The sequence below is a fragment of the Uliginosibacterium sangjuense genome, from assembly GCF_059132465.1.
This window is the reverse complement of record NZ_CP101132.1, coordinates 2446970-2467169: the sequence shown is the minus strand read 5'-3', so window position 1 is coordinate 2467169 and position 20200 is coordinate 2446970. Positions and strand designations below refer to the sequence as shown.

General features: G+C 66.5%; 17 protein-coding genes. 9 read left to right on the top strand and 8 right to left on the bottom strand.

Translation table 11 applies throughout. The annotated features are described in order from the left end of the window. Nucleotides 1–30 precede the first annotated feature (30 nt). Nucleotides 31–1206 (top strand): DesA family fatty acid desaturase, encoded by a 1176-nt coding sequence (locus tag NMB43_RS11410; protein ID WP_494348284.1) that lies wholly within the window; start codon nucleotides 31–33, stop codon nucleotides 1204–1206. Nucleotides 1207–1294: 88 nt separating this feature from the next. Here the strand turns inward: NMB43_RS11410 and rquA are convergent, their stop codons facing one another. Next, nucleotides 1295–2014 carry a rhodoquinone biosynthesis methyltransferase RquA gene (gene rquA, locus NMB43_RS11405; RefSeq protein ID WP_494348283.1) on the bottom strand — a complete coding sequence of 240 codons (720 nt, stop codon included), beginning with the start codon at nucleotides 2012–2014 and terminating at the stop codon, nucleotides 1295–1297. 193 nt (nucleotides 2015–2207) lie between these two features. Here rquA and NMB43_RS11400 point away from each other — a divergent pair, with 193 nt between their 5' ends. Continuing rightward, nucleotides 2208–3272 carry an HD-GYP domain-containing protein gene (locus NMB43_RS11400; RefSeq protein WP_494348282.1) on the top strand — a complete coding sequence of 355 codons (1065 nt, stop codon included), beginning with the start codon at nucleotides 2208–2210 and terminating at the stop codon, nucleotides 3270–3272. Between the two features lie 24 nt (nucleotides 3273–3296). Here the strand turns inward: NMB43_RS11400 and NMB43_RS11395 are convergent, their stop codons facing one another. From NMB43_RS11395 to atzF, 6 genes are all read right to left on the bottom strand, one after another. Beyond that, a complete protein-coding gene (locus NMB43_RS11395; RefSeq protein ID WP_494348281.1) occupies nucleotides 3297–4274 on the bottom strand; it encodes an ABC transporter ATP-binding protein in 978 nt (325 codons plus the stop codon). Continuing rightward, the gene (locus NMB43_RS11390) at nucleotides 4271–5251 is read right to left on the bottom strand and encodes an ABC transporter ATP-binding protein (RefSeq protein ID WP_494348280.1); all 981 of its coding nucleotides are present in this window, start codon (nucleotides 5249–5251) and stop codon (nucleotides 4271–4273) included. Before NMB43_RS11390 ends, NMB43_RS11395 begins: the two co-directional genes overlap by 4 nt. A gap of 162 nt (nucleotides 5252–5413) precedes the next feature. Further along, the gene (locus NMB43_RS11385; RefSeq protein WP_494348279.1) at nucleotides 5414–6253 is read right to left on the bottom strand and encodes an ABC transporter permease; all 840 of its coding nucleotides are present in this window, start codon (nucleotides 6251–6253) and stop codon (nucleotides 5414–5416) included. 146 nt (nucleotides 6254–6399) lie between these two features. Then, nucleotides 6400–7410 carry an ABC transporter permease gene (locus NMB43_RS11380; RefSeq protein WP_494348278.1) on the bottom strand — a complete coding sequence of 337 codons (1011 nt, stop codon included), beginning with the start codon at nucleotides 7408–7410 and terminating at the stop codon, nucleotides 6400–6402. Nucleotides 7411–7892: 482 nt separating this feature from the next. Continuing rightward, nucleotides 7893–9500, bottom strand: coding sequence for an ABC transporter substrate-binding protein (locus NMB43_RS11375; protein ID WP_494348277.1), 1608 nt, complete (start codon nucleotides 9498–9500; stop codon nucleotides 7893–7895). 36 nt (nucleotides 9501–9536) lie between these two features. Next, nucleotides 9537–11372, bottom strand: coding sequence for an allophanate hydrolase (atzF, locus tag NMB43_RS11370; RefSeq protein WP_494348276.1), 1836 nt, complete (start codon nucleotides 11370–11372; stop codon nucleotides 9537–9539). A 417-nt stretch (nucleotides 11373–11789) separates the two neighbouring features. On the opposite strand from atzF, the gene NMB43_RS11365 reads away from it, so the two are divergent. From NMB43_RS11365 to NMB43_RS11350, 4 genes are read left to right on the top strand one after another with little or no spacing between them, the layout of a single operon-like run. Beyond that, the gene (locus NMB43_RS11365; protein ID WP_494348275.1) at nucleotides 11790–12002 is read left to right on the top strand and encodes a DUF4089 domain-containing protein; all 213 of its coding nucleotides are present in this window, start codon (nucleotides 11790–11792) and stop codon (nucleotides 12000–12002) included. Continuing rightward, nucleotides 11999–13420 carry an AtzE family amidohydrolase gene (locus tag NMB43_RS11360; RefSeq protein ID WP_494348274.1) on the top strand — a complete coding sequence of 474 codons (1422 nt, stop codon included), beginning with the start codon at nucleotides 11999–12001 and terminating at the stop codon, nucleotides 13418–13420. Before NMB43_RS11365 ends, NMB43_RS11360 begins: the two co-directional genes overlap by 4 nt. Then, nucleotides 13417–13791 (top strand): oxalurate catabolism protein HpxZ, encoded by a 375-nt coding sequence (hpxZ, locus tag NMB43_RS11355; RefSeq protein ID WP_494348273.1) that lies wholly within the window; start codon nucleotides 13417–13419, stop codon nucleotides 13789–13791. Before NMB43_RS11360 ends, hpxZ begins: the two co-directional genes overlap by 4 nt. Before the next feature lie 50 nt (nucleotides 13792–13841). Next, nucleotides 13842–14549 (top strand): GntR family transcriptional regulator, encoded by a 708-nt coding sequence (locus NMB43_RS11350; protein ID WP_494348272.1) that lies wholly within the window; start codon nucleotides 13842–13844, stop codon nucleotides 14547–14549. Nucleotides 14550–14563: 14 nt separating this feature from the next. On the opposite strand, the gene NMB43_RS11345 is transcribed toward NMB43_RS11350, so the two are convergent. Further along, nucleotides 14564–16516 carry a putative bifunctional diguanylate cyclase/phosphodiesterase gene (locus NMB43_RS11345; protein ID WP_494348271.1) on the bottom strand — a complete coding sequence of 651 codons (1953 nt, stop codon included), beginning with the start codon at nucleotides 16514–16516 and terminating at the stop codon, nucleotides 14564–14566. A 164-nt stretch (nucleotides 16517–16680) separates the two neighbouring features. Here NMB43_RS11345 and NMB43_RS11340 point away from each other — a divergent pair, with 164 nt between their 5' ends. The 3 genes from NMB43_RS11340 (at nucleotide 16681) to NMB43_RS11330 (ending at nucleotide 20169) form a co-directional block, all read left to right on the top strand. Next, complete coding sequence (locus tag NMB43_RS11340; protein ID WP_494348270.1) at nucleotides 16681–17700, top strand: endonuclease/exonuclease/phosphatase family protein; 1020 nt, start codon at nucleotides 16681–16683, stop codon at nucleotides 17698–17700. Nucleotides 17701–17762: 62 nt separating this feature from the next. Then, nucleotides 17763–19565 (top strand): monovalent cation:proton antiporter-2 (CPA2) family protein, encoded by a 1803-nt coding sequence (locus tag NMB43_RS11335; RefSeq protein WP_494348269.1) that lies wholly within the window; start codon nucleotides 17763–17765, stop codon nucleotides 19563–19565. 181 nt (nucleotides 19566–19746) lie between these two features. Continuing rightward, on the top strand, nucleotides 19747–20169 hold the full coding sequence (locus NMB43_RS11330; protein WP_494348268.1) for a hypothetical protein: 423 nt from the start codon (nucleotides 19747–19749) through the stop codon (nucleotides 20167–20169). Nucleotides 20170–20200: the final 31 nt, after the last annotated feature.

The window sequence follows — 20200 nt, the reverse complement described above, 5'->3', positions numbered from 1 at the left end:
ATTTGATCTGTGTCAAACCAAGGATTTCCGATGTTCTCCGGCTTGTTCGACCTCACGTGGTGGGAGCTGATTCTCGCCACGCTTGGGCTCACCCACATCACCATCGCGGCCGTCACGATTTTCCTGCACCGCCACCAGGCACACCGCGCGCTGGACCTGCATGCGCTGCCCAGCCACTTCTTCCGTCTGTGGCTGTGGCTCACCACCGGCATGGTGACCAAGGAATGGGCGGCCATCCACCGCAAGCACCACGCCAAGTGTGAGACCGCCGAAGACCCGCACAGCCCGCAGGTGCTGGGTATCAACCGCGTGCTATGGACGGGTGTGATGCTGTACGTGAAGGAATCGCGCGTGCAGGAGACCATGGACCGCTACGGCCATGGCACGCCGGACGACTGGATCGAGCGCAACCTGTATTCGCGCTTCCCCAAGAGCGGCATCGTCGTCATGTTGCTGGCCGACCTGCTGATGTTCGGCCTGCCGGGCGTGCTGGTATGGGGTGTGCAGATGGCCTGGATTCCGTTCTGGGCGGCCGGCGTCATCAACGGCATCGGCCACTTCTGGGGCTATCGCAACTTCGACTGCGTGGATGCCTCGCGCAACATCCTGCCCTGGGGCATCCTGATCGGTGGCGAGGAGTTGCACAACAACCATCACACCTACGCCACCTCGGCCAAGCTGTCGGCCAAGTGGTACGAGTTCGACCTGGGCTGGGCCTATATCCGCACGATGGAAATGCTCGGTCTGGCCAAGGTGAAGAAGACCATTCCGGTACCGAAGCTGGGCGCACCGCGTCCGGTGGTGGATCTGGAGACGCTGCAGGCTGTGATCGCCAATCGCTACGATGTGACGACCCGCTACCTCAAGTCGATGCGCAGCGTGTATGCCGAAGAACTGGGCAAGCTCAAGGCGGCGCATGGTGAGCGCTTCGACATCAAGAAGCTGCGCGCCGCGCTGCTGGCCGATGCGCAGAACCTGTCTGCCAACGCGCGTCAGCAACTGGCGGATGCGCTGGCGCACAGCCCGCAACTGGCCAAGCTGCATGCCATGCGGGAGGAACTGGCCATGCTGTGGGCACGTTCCAATGCCTCGCGCGAGCAACTGGTGGCGCAATTGCAGGACTGGTGCCAGCGCGCCGAGGCTAGCGGCGTGCGGCAACTGCAGGAGCTCTCCTTGCGCATGCGCAGTTACGCCGCGACGGCTTGAGCCTTCGCCGTCACAAAAAAAGAAGCCCGCGACATGCGGGCTTTTTTGTGCCGTCGTTTCGGCGCGGGAATGACGGCGGGGTCTGCGGCTATCCCGGCGCTCGTGTCACTCGCACGATCTGATAAACGCCGCCGAATATCGTGCGCTTGTCCCACACATACTGTTCGGGGTGGCTGGCGAAATCGGCGATCTCGCGCTGCCACAGCGCCTTGGCGAAGGGCTCCAGCAGGCGGTTGACCACGCGCAGGATGTAGCCGATCGGCTGCCACCAGGCTGGGCGGTGGTAGTCGACGAACAGCACTTCGCCACCCTCCGGCATCTGGCGCAGCATGTTGTCGACGATCTGGTGCTTGCGCTCGTCCGGTACCTCGTGCAGCAGGAAAAAACTGCAGATCAGGTCGTAGCGCAGCGGGCCGTCGAACAGGCCGGCGTCGGCGCGGAACACGCGTGCCCAGGGCAGATCGGCCGTCTTGCGCTGGCCGTGGGTGACCTGGATCGGCGTGATGTCGGTCAGGTGGAAGCTGCCGGTCTCGCCACAGGCCTGGGCTGCGCGGCGTACCAGATCGCCATACACATGGGCGACCTGCCACACCTTCATGCCCGGTTTGATGCAGGCCAGGTAGGCGCGCATCAGGCGCTGGTCGTTGCCGAACAGCAGGGTCTTGACCACGATGTTGCGGTCTAGCTGGCGTACCCAGCGCGGGTCGACATAGGCCCAGTCGTAGACCTCGGTCATGTACTCCGGGACTGGGGGCGCCGCCAGTTCAAGCTGCTGGGGTGCGCCTTCATAGGTGGTCTCGGTCTGCATCAGGGTAAGTCCGGATGATTGATAGATAAAGATTATCACTAGGTAGTCTGGGTCGTATTTGCGCTAATGCAAGTTGCCTGTTCCGGTGGTGATTAGCCTGACTTGCCGCAATGCAGGATGAAAGACTCAAGCTCCCCGTATGGTCTGACGATACTTATGTTGCAGCGCCACGGGAGATGAGGCGAGAACGAGTATGCATCCGGGATTGAGCGGCAAGGTCTTGGTGGTGGATGACAGCGGTGCGCAGCGCATGGTCATGACGGCGATGCTGCAGCAGTCAGGCCATGAGGTGCGCGCGGTGGAGAACGGGGCCCAGGCCTTGCTGATTGCCCAGCTTGGCTGGCCGGACGTGATCGTCACCGATCTGGTGATGCCCGAGATGGATGGCTTCGAGCTGATCAGCCGACTCAAGCACAACCCGGTGACGGCCCATGTGCCGATCATCGTGCTGACTTCGATGCACGACCGCAGCGCGCGTCTGCGCGGGCTCGACTGCGGCGCCGAAGACTTTCTGGCCAAACCGGTCGACGAAATGGAGCTGCGGGTGCGCGTGTCCAATCTCGTGCGCCTGAAGGACTATCACGACCAGGTATCGGAAGCGCGGCGCGGTCTGGAGCGGCAGGTCCGGCACAAGGAGCATGAGTTGCAGGCGGCCAGCCTGGAGACGATTTTCACGATGTGTCGGGCAATGGAGTACAAGGACAACAGCACCGGCAATCATCTGCGTCGCATCAGCCATTATGCGCGCCTGCTCGGTGAGGCAATGGGGTTGGAGGAAGACTTCGTCGAGTGTCTGACGCATGCCACCCCGATGCATGACATCGGCAAGATCGGCGTGCCGGACAGCATCCTGTGCAAACCGGGGCCACTGGATGAGGCGGAGTGGGCCGTCATGCGCGGCCACTGCGAGTTGGGGGCCCGCCTGCTGGCCGGCACAACCTCGCCTTACCTGCGCATGGGGGCCGAGATCGCGTTGGCACATCACGAGAATTTCGACGGCAGTGGCTATCCTCAGGGCCTGACGGGCAAGGCCATTCCCTTGTCTGCGCGCATCATGGCGGTCTGTGATCGTTACGACGCACTGCGCGCGCATCGCCCGTACAAGCCCGCCATGAGTCACTCCGAGGCATTGCGCATCATGCGCGAGGGTGATGGACGCTCTTCGCCCTCACACCTGGACCCTGATGTGGTGGAGCATTTCCTGCGCGTCGCGGACCGTGTGGCCGAGGTCTTCGACCTGCATGCCGAGATCGCCTGAGCCGCGCCCGAGTCGGGGCGAGGTTCAGCTCAGCAGGTGACAGGCCGCCAGGTGTCGCGGCGCGATCTCGCGCAGGATGAGCGGCTGCAGCTCACAGCGTGGTTCGCCATGCGGGCAGCGTCCGTGGAATCGGCAGGCACGCGGGTCCGGGTTGATCGGGCTGCGTGCTTCGCCTTCGGCACGTGGCAGCGCCGAGGCCTTGCGCTCCGGATCGGGAATTGCGGCGACCAAGGCCTGTGTGTAGGGATGGCGTGGGTGGCGGAATACCTCTTCAGCCGGACCTTGCTCCACGACCTTGCCGAGGTACATCACCACCACGCGGTCGCACAGCAGGCGCACCACGTTCAGATCGTGCGACACGAACAGGTAGGCCAGGCCCAGGCGCGCCTTCAGCTCCATCAGCAACTGCAGCACGGTGGCTTGTACCGAGACGTCCAGTGCCGCGGTCGGTTCATCCAGGATCAGCAGGCGCGGTTGGGAGGCCAGCGCGCGGGCGATGCCCACGCGTGCCTTCTGTCCGCCGGAGAGCTGGTGCGGGTAGCGTGACAGCAGCTCGGTCGGCAGGCCGACCCAGCCGGCCAGCTCTTCGACGCGCGCCTGTATCTCGCGGGCGTCACGCATCTTCATGAGCAGGCGGAGCGGCTCGGCGATGGTGTCCTGCGCGGTGTAGCGCGGGTTCAGGCTGTCGTGCGGGTCCTGGAACACCATCTGGATCGCGCCGCGCTGCGGATGGCCAGCAAAGCCGCTGGCCGGAGCGAGGCGCAGGTCCATGTCCTGCAGACCGTCGTGGAACCAGATGCTGCCGGCATCCGCATCGGTGAGCCGGGCCAGCACGCGCGACAGCGTGGATTTGCCGCAACCCGACTCGCCGACCAGGCCTACGCTCTCGCCGGGTGCGATGGTGAGGCTGACGTCGTCGACCGCATGCAGCTTGGCGTTGCGGCCTACCTTGAAATGCTTGATCAGGCGCTCGACGCGCAGCAGGGGCGGGGAGGTAGTCATGTCATGGCGTTCCAGCAACGGACAAGGTGGGTGGCATTGAGTTGCTGCACGGGCAGTGGTGCGGCGGCGCAGGCAGCTTCGTAGCGCTCGCAGCGTCCGGCATAGCGACAGGGGGGAAGGTCGTGACGCCGCAGGTCCGGCAGGTTGCCGGGGATCGGGCGCATGGCCGCGATGCTGTCGGCGGTGTGCGGCGTGGAGGCGATCAGGCGCGCGGTGTAGGGGTGGGCCGGCGCATTGAGCACCGTCTGTGCCGGGCCGCATTCCACCAGGTGACCGGCGTGCATGACCGCGATGCGATCGCAGTACTGCGCGGCCAGCGCGAGATCGTGGGTGATCAGGATGGTCGCCATATTCGTCTCGCGCGCGAGCGTGGTGAGCAAGTCCATGATGGCGGCCTGGGTCGTCACGTCCAGCCCTGTCGTAGGCTCGTCGGCGATCAGCAGCGAGGGCTGACAGGCCAGCGCCAGGGCGATCAGGATACGCTGGCACATGCCGCCCGACAGTTCGAAGGGATAGGCCTCGTAGCGACGCGCCGGATCGGGGATGCGTACGCGCTTGAGACAGTCGATGGCACGCTCGCGCAGGTCCTGGCTACGCACCGCGGCATGGCGGCGCAGGATGTCTTCGATCTGGTGGCCCACCTTGCGGATCGGGTTCAGCGCGGTGCGCGGGCTCTGGAAGATCATCGAAATTTCGCGGCCGCGGATCTCGCGCAACTCACGTTCGCTGGCGCGCAGCAGGTCGCTGCCGCCAAACAAGGCCGTCCCCTGGTTGATGCGCGCCGCGCCGTCCGAGATGCCCAGCATCGCATAGGCCAGCACCGATTTACCGGAGCCGGACTCGCCGACGATGCCCAGCATTTCGCCTTTGCCCAGCGAGAAGCCGATGTCCTGCAGTGCATGCACGGTGCCGCTGCGGGTGCGGAACTCCAGCGAGAGATTGTCGACCTGGAGCAAGGGGAGGGAGTCAGGCTGCATGGTCGTCCTCTGTGCTAGGCAAAGGTACCGTCATTCCCGCGCAGGCGGTGACGTAGGGTGGAACTCCGCAGGAGGTTCCGCCGGCCGCCGGCAGGCGGCTTGTCGCGGTGTCGCAAGGTGGGGATTGGCGGAACCGCTGCGCGTTCCGCCCTACGTGTCCGCTCATGTGCGCCTCCGTGGGTCGATCAGGTCGCGCAGGCCGTCGCCCAGCAGGTTGAAGCAGAACACGGCGAGCATCAGTACCGCACCGGGGAACAGTGCGACCCACCATTCGCCGGAGATGATGTAGGTGGCGCCCTCGGCCACCATGATTCCCCACTCGGCTTCCGGTGGGCGCACGCCGAGGCCGATGAAGGAGAGGCCGGCCGCGTTGAGGATGGCCCAGCCCATGTTGAGCGAGATCTGCACCATCATCGGCGGCAGGATGTTGGGGAAGATGTGCAGCGCCAGGATGCGCACATCGCTGTTGCCGGCGAGTCGCGCTGCCTCCACGAAACCGGCTTCGCGCCGTACGTTCGCCTCGGCGCGCGCCACCCGCATGTAGAAGGGCAGGTTGATCAGGGCGGTGGCGTAGATCACGTTGCCGATGGTGTTGCCCAGCGCAGCGACGATGCCCATGGCCAGCACGAACAGCGGGAAAGCCATGATGGTGTCGGCCACCCGGCTGGAGATGCGATCCAGCCAGCCGCCCCAGTAGCCTGCCGCGCAGCCGATGGCCGAGCCGATGATGAAGGAGATCAGCACGGCCGACAGCGCGATGCCGAAATCCAGGCGGGTGGCCACGATCACGCGCGACAGGATGTCGCGGCCAAAGGAGTCGGTGCCGAACCAGTTCTGCGCCGTCGGGGGCGACAGTGCCGGGCCGGCGTTGGAGTCCAGCGGGTCGTAGGGCGCGATCATCGGGCCGAAGATCGCCAGCAGCACGAACAGGCCGAACAGCACGAAGGCGCCCGCGGTGACGGGGTTTTCGCGCAGGACGTATTTGAGGTGGCGCAGGTTCATGAGGAGGTTCCCGGTTCTTGACCGTCATTCCCGCGCAGGCGGGAATCCAGTGTCTTGCCCGGCAAGCAGCCGTACTGAGGGAGAACGCAAAGTCGCTGGGTTCCTGCGCGCGCAGGAACGACGGGGCGGAAAGGCGTGTGCATCTCTCACCCCTCCAGCGACACGCGCGGATCGAGCCAGCCGTAGGCAAGGTCGATCAGCAGGTTGAGCAGCACGTAGAGCAGCGCCATCGACAGCACGAAGCCCTGCACTGGCGCGTAGTCCGAGGCGACCAGGGATTCGATGGCGAACGATCCGATGCCGGGCCAGGCGAAGACCTTTTCGACCAGCACGTTGGAGCCGAGCAGGAAGGAGAACACCATGCCCAGCGTGGTGATCACCGGCAGCAGCGCGTTGCGCAGCGCGTAGGTGTAGAGCACGGTGCCGGGCGACAAGCCGGCGGCGCGCGCGGTGCGGATGAAGTCCGACGACAGCACGCCCAGCATGGATGCACGCGTCATGCGTGCCAGCGGTGCCAGTACGAACAGGCCCAGGGTGGTGGCGGGCAGGATCAACTGTTTGAGGCTGCCCCAGAAGGCTTGCAGGTCGCGCGCGATGAGGCTGTCGATGAGATAGAAACCCGTCACCGTGGGGGGCGAGACGAGAAAGGCGTCGAGCCGGCCGCTGGGCGAGGCGGCCCAGCCCAGCTTGTAGTAGAAGACGTAGATCAGCAGCAGGCCGGTGAAGAAGGTGGGCAGCGACACGCCCATGGTGGTCAGCATGCGCACGCCGTGGTCGGCCCAGGAGTTGGGCCGGGTGGCCGCCAGCACGCCCAGCGGCAGCGCCACCGACACCGCCAGCAGCAGGCCGCACAGAGTCAGCTCTAGCGAGGCCGGCAGGCGCGCCGCGATCTCCTGCGTCACCTTCTGCCCGGTGGCCAGCGACACGCCCCAGTCGCCGCGCACGAGGTCGTGCACATAGCTCATGAACTGCTCCGGCAGCGGCCGGTTCAGCCCCAGTTGCGCGCGCACCTGTTCCACCGCTTCCGGCGTCGCGGCGGCACCCGCGAAATACGCGGCCGGATCGCCGGGCAGCGCGCGCGTCAGCACGAAGGTGACGACGATCACGCCGACCAGATTCGGTAGCGCGAGCAGTAGTCGTTTCAGGATCATTTTCATGACAGCATCCTCTTGCCGCTCATCTGACTCCCCCTGCCGTCATTCCTGCGCAGGCAGGAATCCAGCGTCTTTCGTTGAGGCTTCCACACGGGCAACAAGCAGAAGCAAAGCCACTGGGTCCCTGCCTTCGCAGGGACGACGGCGCTTTTCAATTTCCTACTGACTGGTGTTGCGTGGCAGCACCGCAGGATGGGTGGAGGCCAGTTGGCCGATACCCATCGTTCTGCGGGCTTCGTTTAATGGGTATCGCTGCGCTCCACCCATCCTACGTAAAGTCACTGGATTCCCGCCCGGGCAATGCCCGGCCTGTCCTGAGCCTGTCGAAGGGCGGAAACGACGTTGCCTTTCATTTCATTCAGAGTCTCGTTACGTGGCAGAGACCGTCGCGAGAGGGCCGAGCTTGAAACGCGGAGCGGAGTCGTACGGATGTACGGCGAGCACCACAGTTTCAAGATCGGGCTCCGCAGTAGGCCTATGTCACATCATTGCTTTTCGATCTGACGATAGTCCGGCTGGATGTGGAACCAGTAGGTGTAGCCCGTGATGTTCTTGCCCATCACCACGTCCATCACCGGCTGTGCGATCGGGATGCGTGGCAGGTCGGCGTAGAGCAGATCGAGGAAGCCCTTCACCTGCGTGGCGTACTTCTTCGGGTCCGTCTCGAAGCGCGCGGCCTGGATCAGTTCGTCCATCTTCGGGTTCTTGTAGCTGCTGGTGTTGAACACCGGGTCGGAGCTGTGGAAGTTCCAGAAAAAGAAGTACTCGGGGTAGTTCAGCCAGCCGCCGAAGCGGTTGATGAAGATGGGCATGTCCTTCTTGAGCATCTGCGCACGCCAGTTGGCACCCGGCACCTTGTTGATGGTGGCCTTGATGCCGATCTCGCCCAGGGCCTCCTGCAGCAGCACGGCCATTGGTTCGCCGATGGTGCCGTTGCCGAGGTCGAAGGACAGCGTGGTCTCGAAGCCGCTGGGGTAGCCGGCTTCCGCCATCAGCGCCTTGGCCTTGGCGATGTCGGTGTTGTAGCCGTGCGGTGCGGGCCAGTCGGCGCTCGTCACGGGGCCGGGCTTGCCGCCCCACAGCTTGATCGCGCGGCCGTAGAAGGCGCGCGTGAAGATCTTCTCGTAGGGCACGGCGTAGGCCACGGCCTGGCGGACCTTCACATTGTCGAAGGGAGGCTTGTTCACGTTCATGCCGAGGTACCAGATGGCGTTCTCGACCGGCGTGCTCTTGACCGTCAGGGTGGAGGCCTTGTCTTGCGACAGCAGGGCGAAGTCCTTGGGCGGCAACTCGAAGCTCATGTCGGCGTCGCCCTTCTCGATCAGCGCGCGGCGCGTGCCGGCCGAAGGCACTTCGCGCTGGATGATGCGCTTCAGCTTGGGCAGGGGGCCGCTCTTCCAGTCGTCGAAGCGCTCGTAGACGATTTCCTGGCCCGGTTTCCAGCTCGCCACCTTGTAGGCGCCACCGCCGGCCGTATTGTTCTTGAGCCAGGCCGCGGCCCAGGGGTCTTGCGGGGTGGCGTTCTTCTTCGCCAGCGTGGCGTTGTAGATGCTGGGCACCGGTACCGCCATGTCGGGCATCGACAGCTTGTCCTTCTTCAGGAATTTCACGCGGAAGGTATTGGCGTCGACCGCCTCGAACTGCTCAGGTTTTTCCAGCGAGCCGGCCATCATCTGGAATTGCGGGAAGCCTCCCATGGCCAGCGCGCGGTCGTAGCTCCACTTGACGTCGGCCGCGGTGACCGGCGTGCCGTCGTGGAACTTGGCGTCGCGGCGCAGCTTGAAGGTGACCGACATGCCGTCCTTGGCGATCTCCCAACTCTCGGCCAGTTCAGGCGTGAGCTTCGAGTAGTCGTAGTAGGGCACGCCATTGACCGTCTTGCGGCCGAAGCTCATCAGGCGGTCGTAGGCCAGCCAGGCCACGCCGTATGACGGGCGGTTGGCGCCCACGGCGTGGATGTCCAGGCTGTTGGGGCCGGTCTCGTTGATGACCAGCAGGGTTTCCTTGCGGGCATCCTGGGCCTGGGCAGGCGCGCTCAGCGTGAGGGCCAGGAGGCCGACGGCCAAGAGCGTGGAGGTGAAGCGATTCTGCATGATGACTCCCGATGGAAAGTGGGCTGCGCCCGTTGTTCAGGCCGCCGACCGGCTTGCCACGTAGGCACGCCAGCCGCCGAAATGGGTGATGTCCTGCGCGCCTTCCAGCGCATAGGGCTCGCACAGGAAGCCCTTGACCTGTTCGCCGTCGTCCAGCGTCAGCGTGCCGATGCCCAGTGGCGCGGGAATGCGCGAGACGAAGTCGCCAAAGGCGGCTGGCGACAGCTCCCACACCTCCACGGCCAGCGCGGCGCCGCCTTCGGCCGCGCGCAGCAGACCCGGCTTGGGTGGCACCGTGCCGGGCAAGGCGTAGAGCTTGTAAGCCGGCGCCGTCTTGCAGGCACGAATGAAGCGCGCTGCGCGCTCCTGCAATTCGCGGTTGAGCGGCATGCCGGAGAGGTGAGCGCCCACTACGGCCAGGCGGATGCCTTCGGGCTGCGCCGGCCATTCGGCCTGCAGCGCGGGGCCGGCCGGCGGGGGCTGGTCGAGGCCGCAGGGCAGGCCGCTGGCGCGGTGAATGCGGTCGGCCAGGGTGGCCAGCGCGGCGTCGGTCCAGGCGGGGCCGAACAGACTGATGCCGAAGGGCAGGCCATCCGGTCGCATGCTGGTCGGCACGGCAATGGCGGCGAGGTCGAGCAGGTTGGCGAAGTTGGTGTAGGTGCCCAGGTGGCTGTTCAGGCGCACCGGGTTGGCCAGCACCTCCTCCACCCGGTAGTGGGTCGGGGCGGTCGGCAGGGCGATGACATCCAGCTTTGCCCAGTTGGCTTCCGCCATCCTCTGCAAGGCGGCCAGGCGGGAGCGGGCGAGGTGGGCATCGGCAGCGCTGTAGCGCAGGCCTTGTTCGATCACGCCTCGCACCGTGGAATCCAGCGCTTGTGGTGCCTCGGCGATCAGCGCGGCGGTGACCTCCAGGCGCTCGGCCACCCAGGGGCCGTCGTAGAGCAGGGCGGCGGCTTCGCTGAAGGGCGCGAAGTCGAACTCCACCAGTTCGCCGTACTCGGCCAGACGACCCAGTGCGCGTTCGTACTCGGCAGCCGCCAGCGCATCACCGAAGAATTCGCGTTGTGCCGGTTTGGGCACGCCAATGCGCAGACGCTGCGGCAGGCCACGCGGGCTGGCCGGGCGGCTCCAGGCGTCGCCCGCGTCGGGGCCGGCGGCGAGCCGGGTGACCTGCCAGGCATCGCTGGCGTTGAGGGCGAAGACCGACAGGCAGTCGAGTGAGCGGCAGGCCGGTACGACGCCGGTATTGGGCAGCAAGCCGCGGGTGGGCTTGAGGCCGACGAGATTGTTGAACATCGCCGGCACGCGGCCCGAGCCGGCGGTGTCGGTGCCGAGCGCGAAACTCACCTGGCCACTCGCCACCACGACGGCCGAGCCGGAGCTGGAGCCACCAGAGACATGCTCGGCACTGAACACGCTGGTGGGGATGCCGTAGGGGCTGCGCACACCGACCAGGCCGGTGGCGAACTGGTCCAGGTTGGTTTTGCCGACCAGGATCGCGCCGGCGTCGAGCAGGCGTTGCACGGCGGTCGCCGTGGCGGAGGCGACGTAGGCGAAGGCGGGGCAGGCCGCGGTGGTGGGCAGGTCGAGGACGTCGATGTTGTCTTTGATGGCGAATGGGATGCCGTAGAGCGGGCGGGAAGGGTCCGGGCCGAGCGACTCCAGTTCGCGGGCGCGGGCCTGCAGCGCCTCGGCCGGCAGCAGGTGAATCCATTCCGCACCGGGCATGGCGGGGCGGCGGGCGAGCAAGCAGTCGACCAGGGCCACGGGGCTCAGGGTTCCTGCCGCATAGGCGGCACTCAGCGTGGAGATGGCCAGGGCGTTGGGAGGGGCGTGATCGGGCGGGGCGGTGGTCGCATCAGGCGGATTCATGGTCTTCCTGCTTGGTGAATGCAATCATGTATACAAGAAAGTATTCAGCAAGCCTTGTGCCAGTTCCCGAGCGTCTGCTTCATTCGTGCAGTGCTGGAAAAAGCACTTACTTAACAAGGCGTTGGATGCGCGCCTGAGGGCTTGGGCGAACTGCGGCCGGGTGGTCGCTCGACGCGCAGCGGGAAGAAATGCCCCGGGCCAGGGCCTCATGCACCCTTCCGGTGCGCCACGGGGGCCGAATGGAGGGCTGCGCCGGCTGCAGGGGATGGCGTCTGGTTTTTGAGGGCCGCCATGTGGCGGGAGAGCCGCAGCCTGCTGTCAGGGCCTGTGTAACTGGCGAAGAAGCAAGGTATGGAATTTGCCTGCACCAATCATGTATGCAAGTCCGCATGCATCCAGACACGAGAGGAACGCATCATGCACATCGAATACAAGATGGATGGCAGTGACTGGCAGGCTTATGTCGAGCAGGTCTCGATGGCGCAGGGCTACAGCCTGGATGCCGGCCAGCTCGAACGCGTCGGTGCCCAGATGGCGCTGGTGGCCCAGGTGGCGCAGCCGCTGCTGGCCCTGCAACTCGCGGTGGAGGTCGAACCGGCCAGCGTGTTCGTGCCGGCGGGGCGTCCATGACGGCACAGGAATGCCTCGGCCTGCCCGCCTGGCGGCAGGCCGAACTGGTGGCGGCCGGTGAGTGCAGCGCGCTGGCCTTGTGCGAAGCGAGCCTGGCGCGTATCGACGCCCTGGATGCGGAGTTGTATGCCTTTACCGACCAGACGCGCGAGCGCGCACTGGCGGAGGCACGGGCCATCGACGAGCGCCGCGCCGGTGGCTCCGATCTGCCGCCACTGGCCGGCGTGCCCTTCGCGGTCAAGAACCTGTTCGACATCGCGGGCCTGCCGACCCTGGCCGGTGGTCATCGTGGCCGCGCGCCGCGCGCCGCGCCGGCCGATGCCACCCTGGTGGCGCGTTCGGTCCAGGCCGGCGGGGTGCTGCTGGGCGCCCTCAACATGGATGCCTACGCCTACGGCTTCACCACCGAGAACAGCTTCCATGGCACGACGCGCAACCCGCTCGATCCGACGCGGGTAGCCGGCGGGTCTTCGGGTGGCTCGGGTGCTGCCGTGGCGGCCGGCTTGTGCAGCTTCTCGCTGGGCTCGGACACCAACGGCTCGATCCGCGTGCCGTCCTCCTTCTGCGGCATCTTCGGCCTCAAACCGACCTATGGTGCGCTGTCGCGCGGTGGCAGCATGCCCTTCGTGCATGGCATCGACCATGTCGGCCCCTTCGCGCGGCATGCGCGCGACCTGGCCCGCGTGTTCGACCAACTGACCGGGCGCGATCCGCGCGATCAGGCGTGTTTGCGTGACGTGGGCGTGCCGACCGAGGGGGCGGTGCTGCGTGCGCTGGACGAGGGCGTGGAGGGTTTGCGTGTGGCACGGTTGAGCGGCCATTTCGACACCTGGGCCGGGGCGGAAGCACGTAGCGCCGCCCGCACCGTGGCTTTGAGCCTGCAGGCGCACGATGAGCTGGACATCCCCGACGTGGCTGCGGCGCGTGCCGGCGCCTTCGTCATCACCGCCAGCGAGGCGGGCCAGTTGTACCGGCCGGCGCTGCAGGACCACTACGAGGACATGGAGCCGCACAACCGCGACCGCCTGCTCGCGGGCAGCCTGTTGCCGGCAAGCTGGTACGTGCAGGCGCAGCGCTTCCGCCAAGTCTTCCTGCAACGCATGTTGGACCTGTTCCAGCGCTACGACCTGCTGATCGCGCCAGCCACGCCCTGCGTGGCGACCGAGATCGGCCAGCCATCGCTCGATCTGCCGGGCGGTCGCGTGCCGACACGGCCCTCGATCGGTCTGCTGACCCAGCCGATCTCCTTTGTCGGTTTGCCAGTGGTGGTGGTGCCGCTGCCCACGGCGGGTGGTCTGCCGATCGGTGTGCAACTGATTGCCGCGCCGGGGCGCGAGGACATCGCCTTGGCCGTCGCCGCCGTGCTGGAGGCCAAGGGACTCAGCTTCGTGCAACCCTGGATGAGGAGCGCCGCATGATCGTTAACGATCCCGTCGTGCTGGCCGAGGTCACGGCCATGTCGGACCGCTACGAAGCGGCCTTGCAGGCGAATGACCTCGATGTTCTCGATGGGCTGTTCTGGCAGGACGCGCGCGTCGAACGCGTCAGCCCGGCCGGCGAACTGGTCGGCATCGAGGCCGTGCGCGCCTTTCGTGCCCAGCGGCCGACGGCGGGCCTGGCGCGGGAGCGGCTGGACCGCCGCATCGTCTGCTTCGGCATGCACACCGCCACCGTGAACCTGGTCTTCCGCCGTGCGGCGGACGGCGCCATCGGGCGGCAGAGCCAGACCTGGGTCTGCATGCCCGAGGGCTGGCGCATCGTGTTCGCCCACATCAGCGACCGGGCCTGAAGCCGATGGCACAATGCAGCCCGTGAACACCGTCGCCAGAGCAAGAGATCATGAGTGAGGACGCCAAGCAGCCGGACGACAAGGCCGAGGGCATGGGCTTGCCCGGCTCGCGTGTCGACCACGTGTATGCACGCGTCAAGGAAGACATCTTTGATTTCCGCCTGCTGCCCGGCGACCGCTTCACCGAAAGCCAGGTCGCCGAGCGCCTCGGCGTGAGCCGCACGCCGGTGCGCGAGGCGCTCTACCGGCTGGAGCGCGAAGGCTACCTGTTCGTGCACTTCCGCAACGGCTGGAGCGTGCGCCCCTTCGATTTCGTGATGTTCGAGAACCTCTACGAGCTGCGCATGATCCTGGAGACGGCGGCGGTGCGGAAGCTGTGCGACCAGACCGATCTGACGCGCGTTGAGGTGCTGCGCGACATCTGGCTGGTGCCGCCCGAGCAGCGTGCGGCCGACCCGCTGGCCGCTGCCGAGCTGGACGAGGCCTTTCACACCACCCTGGTCGACGCCGCCGACAACCCGGAGCTGGCGCGCGTGCATAACGACGTGATCGAGCGCATCCGCATCATCCGCCGGCTCGACTTCACCCAGGGTTACCGCATCGAGCGCACCTACGAGGAGCACGCCCAGATTCTCCAGGCCGTGCTGCGCCGACGGGCCGACCAGGCAGTGATGCTGCTCAACAGCCACATCGCCGAGAGCAAGGCCGAGGTGCGCAAGATCACCATCCACCGCCTGCAGGCGGCGCGCCAGAGCTGAGCGCCGGCGCGGGCTCAGCCGTGCTGTGCGGCGGCGTTTAGCTGCGGCTTGCCGATCAGGTAACCCTGCAGGTAGTCGACCCCGAGGGCAACCAGCAATTCGCGCTGCTGCGGTGTCTCCACGCCTTCCGCCACGACATGGAAGCCCAGCCCGCGCGCCATGGTGACGATGGCGAACAACAGCTTGCGGCCACTGCTGTCCACGTCGGCGACGAAGCTGCGGTCGATCTTGATGCTGTCGACCGGCAGACGGCGGATGTAGGCCAGTGAGGAGTAGCCCGTGCCGAAGTCGTCGATGGCCACGCTGATGCCCAGTTCGCGCAGCGCCTCCAGCGTGGCGCAGATGTGTTCCAGGTCGTGGGCGAACACGCTCTCCGTCACCTCCAGTTCGAGGCGGCGCGGCGACAGGCCGCTGTCCTGCAGCGCGTTCATCACGGTCACGCACAGATCGCTGGCGAGGAACTGCTGCACCGAGACGTTCACACAGACCACCGTGTCGTCCGGCCAGGTGACGGCGATGCTGCACGCACGTTGCAGCACCCAGTTGCCGATCGGGACGATCAGCCCGCTCTCCTCGGCGATCGGGATGAAGTCTGCCGGCGACACCGGCCCGCGCTGCGGATGCGTCCAGCGCAACAAGGCCTCGCGCTTGCGCGGGCGCGAGTCGACCGTCGGCTCGATGGGCTGGAAGGCCAGTTGTAGCACGTCGTCGTTGAGAGCCTGCAGCAGTGCCTGGCGCAGGTCCTGGCGCTCCCGTGGTTTGTTGTCGTGCTGCGGGTCGAACACCCGCACGCCGCCCATGTTCAGCTCGCGCAGGTGATGCAGCGCCGCGGCGGTCTGGTAGATCAGCTCGTCGGCACTATGGGCCAGGCTGGGCAGGCTGGAACAGCCCAGCATGAAGTCCAGGCTCAATAGACCGGACTCCAGCGCGATCGGGCTGCGCAGGGTCTGGCGCAGTTGTTCCGCGCTCGCCTGCAGGGTTTCCGCCGAGCTCGCCGCGCGCGTCTCCAGCGGCACTGCGAGCATGAAGCTGTCATGTGTCCAGCGCGCCATCAGTGAGTGTTCAGGCAGGGTCTTGCGCAGGCGTTCGGCCAGGGTGCCGAGCACGCGTGCGCCGAGCGACTGCCCCTGCAACTCGATCACGTCGAAGCGCAGGATGCGTACGCACAGGCAAGCCCAGACCGCGCCGCTGGCCTTGGCAGCCTGCATCACGCGCTGCAGCTCCGCCGTCATGTGCTCGCGGTTGAGTAACTGGGTCAGCGGGTCACGGCTGCTCAACCACTGCATCTGGTGCGACAAGGCCTGTTGTGCCGCCAGGGCACGGCTGGCGCGCAAGGCATGGTCGCGCTGGCTGGTCAGCGCGCGCTGGGCGTTCTCGCGCGCCACCCGGGAGAAACCGCTGAGCCCCAGGAACATCACGACCCCCAGCCCGCCCAGCAGCAGGTCGTCAGGGTCGCGGCTGTGCAGCAAGGTCCACACCATGGGCAGGAGCAGCAGCAACAGGTAGGCGGTGTTGAGCCAGCGCACCAGCGACAGCACGACCACGCTGCCGGCCGCCATGATGGCGACGATCAGGGCGATCAGGGTGCGCTGGTCGGGCAGGGCGTGCGGAAAGATGGTGAGCGAGAACCAGGCCCAGGCCAGCCCGGTGGCCAGGGTGCCGGCGGCAAAAAGGTTCAGCAGGCGTGGCGCGTCGCGTTCCTCGGGCGGGCAGCGCTTCCACCACAGATAGATGCCCAGGCGATAGATCGCGATGAGTTGCATGACTCCCCACCAGACCAGCGTCTGCAGCCAGTGCCCGGCGCCGCAGTACAACAGCAGGGCGGTGCTGGCGACGAAGACGAAGATCAGGATGTTGGGGGTGTGGAGATAGAGCGCGGTGACCCGCTCGCAGTGCTGTTCATCCCATGCTGGCGCGCGAGGGTGTGAGGTAGAGCCGTCGCGGTGTGGAGTGTCAACCGTTTGCATGACATGCGGATGGGAAGGGCGTTCGTTCGGCCGGCGGATTATATGGTCAAGTTCCAAGCTGTATGACAAAAGGCGCCGAACGGCTGCCCTGCGGTGGCGGCAATGTGCGCACATCGGAGGCGGGTGGCGGGTTACGCTGTCGCCCTGTCTTCCCGGAGCACATCATGTCAGACCACTCGGACACCCGCGGCCAGAGCGCCAATTGGACCACCCTGCAGGTGGCCAACCTGAACGTGCTGAACTTCGCCCTGCCCGGGCAGGGCTTCTATTCCAACGAACGCCCCTATGACGAAGCCGAGTACGGGCGCAAATGTGCCTGGCTGGGTGAGCAGTTGCGGCGCCTGAATGCGGACATCGCCTGTTTCGAGGAGCTGTGGCATGAGGTCGCGCTGCGCGAGGCGATTGCCGCCAGCGGCCTGCACTATGCGCATGTGCTGGTGCCCGGCGCGGAGGCCGGCGCCAGTGGCACGCCGCGTGTGGGGCTGGCGACCCGCCTGGAAGTGCTGGCCCATGAGTCGTTGGTCGACTTTCCCGCGGGCATGGCCTTGGGTGTGCCGGAGCTGGGCGAGTACGCGCGCTTCGAGCGGCCGGTGCTGCATGCCCGGCTGGCGACGCGCAAGGGCACCGAGCTGCAGGTGCTGGTGGCGCACCTCAAGAGCAAACGGCCCAAGTTCCTCGTCGACGCGGCGGGCAATCCGCTGGAGGATCGCGACGATCCGCGCATCGTGGCGCGCGCGACGCTGCGCTCGCTGATCATGCGCGGCGCCGAGGCGGCTGCGCTGCGCAGCAAGGTGGCCCAGATCCTGCAGAACACGCACACGCCGCTGCTGCTGGTGGGGGACCTCAACGACCGGCCGGAGTCGGTGACCTCGCAGCTCATCGCCGCCACCTCGGAAGTGGCCTTCGACCGCAGCGCGCGCGATACGGCCCTGTGGCACGCGCCGGATGTGCAGACCGGGCTCGCCCTGCGGCGCGACGTGGGCTACAGCCATATCCACCAGGGCAGCCCCGAGGTGCTCGACCAGATCTGGGTGTCGGAGGAGTTTGTCGCGGGCAGCCGTTTCGCCCTGGGTGATGTGCGGCGCGTCGACTACTTCAACGACCACCTCAATGAGGGCCGCGACCGGGTGCGCTCCGACCACGGCTTCGTGCGTGCGCTGCTGCGCCTGCGCGAAGAGGGCTGAGGGACAGGCCGGGGCGATGTCTGCGATGATCGCGCCATCATGAATCGTCCGGAGCCCCGCCCATGCTGAGCCTCAGTGCCGTCTTCCTCGCTGCCGCCGTGCTGATGGTGCCCTTAGCCCGCAAGCTCGGCCTGGGCGCCGTGCTGGGCTACCTGATCGCCGGCATGTTGATCGGACCCTGGGGCTTGCGCCTGGTCGACGATGTGGAGGCGATCCTGCACTTCGCCGAGTTCGGCGTGGTGCTCCTGCTGTTCATCATCGGCCTGGAACTGCAACCCTCGCGGCTGTGGGTGCTGCGGCGCTCGGTGTTCGGCCTGGGCAGCGCGCAGGTGGCGGGTTCGGCGTTGCTGCTGGGGGTGGCCGCGTGGGTGCTCGGCCTGTCGGTGACGACCGCCGTGGTGGTGGGCCTTGCGCTCGCCATGTCGTCCACCGCGCTGGTGCTGCAGTCGCTGGCCGAGCGTAACGAGCTGACCGATCGCCATGGGCGCAGCGCCTTCGCCATCCTGCTGTTCCAGGACCTGGCGGTGATCCCCATCCTGGCCCTGATCCCCCTGCTGGGGGGCGGGGGTGATGCGGCCTTCAGTTGGTCCGGCCTCGGCCTGGCCGTCGCAGTGATCGCTGCGGTGGTGGTTGGCGGCCGCCATCTGCTGCGCCCGGCCTTCAAGTGGATCGCCACGCTGGGTAGCCGCGAGACCTTTACCGCCGCCGCGCTGCTGGTGGTCATCGGTACCACCTTGCTGATGGAGTACGTCGGGCTCACCGCCTCGCTGGGGGCCTTCCTGGCCGGGTTGCTGCTGGCCGATTCGGAATACAGGCACGAGCTGGAAGCCAGCATCGAGCCCTTCAAGGGGCTGCTGCTCGGCCTGTTCTTCATCGCGGTGGGCATGGGGGCCGAGCTGGGCGTGCTGGGGACGGCGCCGCTGCCGATCCTGGGCCTGGTGCTGGGGCTGATGCTGATCAAGTTCGGCGTGCTGTGGCTGGTCGGTCGCCTCAGTGGCTGCGAAACGCGCAGTACGCGCAAGCTGGCCATCGCTCTGGCACAGGGCGGTGAGTTCGCCTTCGTGCTGTTCGCGCTGGCGCGCCAGCATGCCCTGCTCGATCCCCACCAGGCCGACATGCTGGTGATGGTCGTCACCCTGTCGCTGTTGCTTGCGCCCTTGCTGTTCCTGCTCGAAGAGAAGCTGCTGGCGCCGCGCCTGGATGTCCAGCGCGAGCGGGCCTTCGACCGCGTCGAAGAGAGCGGCCCGCGCGTGTTGATCGCGGGATACGGCCGCGTGGGGCAGGTGGTGGCACGCTTGCTGGCGCTGCGACGCATCCCCTTTACCGTGCTGGACGCGAGCGCGATGCAGGTCGACTTCACGCGCAAGTTCGGCGCCCGGGTGTACTACGGCGACGCGACCCGGCTGGACGTCTTGCATGCCGCGGGCATCGAGGAGGCGCGCCTGTTCGTGCTGGCCATCGACGACGTGGAGGCCTCGCTCAAGACCGCCGAGCTGCTGCGCCGACATTACCCGGCGCTACCCATCCTGGCGCGTGCGCGCAACCGTTTCCATGCCTACAAGCTGATGGACCTGGGCATCCCGGCGCCGGTGCGCGAGACCTGGCACAGCAGCCTTGCCTTGGGCCGTTCGGTGCTGGCATCGCTGGCGGTCGCCGAGGATGAGCTGGCGCGCACGCTGGCCTTGTTCCAGCAGCATGACGAAGCCACCTTGCTGCGCCAGCACGCGATCTACCAGGACGAGGCGCAACTCGTGCAGACCTCCAAGCAGGCCACCGAGGAACTGCGCAGCCTGTTCGAGCAGGACGCGCAGCTTGTTCCTCAGGCGCCGTCGCCAGATTCCGCGCACGCTCAGCAAACCGCCTAGCCGAGCTTTGATTTTCTTGCACGGACGGAAAGTGCAAAAGATCGTCACAAGCGACTCTAAATTTTGGTTAACACGGATGAGATCCGCCTAGGCAACGCGCGATAGTCCCTTCATCGGACAAGCCCTTTCGGGCAGCTTTTCTCCCGCACGGGCGGGGCCTGAAAGGTGATGGAGGAAAAGGATGAAAACGCGATTCGCAGTGGGACTGGTCTGTGTGCTGGGTCTGGCACTGGCGTCTCCGGCCTGGGCCGCGCCGGAGATCATGAAGACTGAGAAGCTCAGCTTCGCTCCCGGCAGCACCGAGTTGAGCACGCAAGGCGCGGTGCAGGGCAAGGCGGTGGTCGACTACAAGGTGTTTGTGCCCAAGGGCAAGCTGCTGGCGGTCGGTGTGGTGGCGGACACCCGCGAGCTGTACTTCAACGTGCTGAGCCCGGACGGGGTGACCAAGATTTTCGATGGCACGGTCTCGGGCAACCAGTCGGAGGATGCCGCGTCGCAGGACGGGGAATACATCGTGCGGGTCTATCTGGCCGGCCGCGCCATGCAGAAGATCGAGCCGATCCGTTTCCGTCTGCAGGTGCGCGTCCGGGAAGCTGCCGGCTAGGGCGCGCATACGCTGAGCGCATCACCTCACC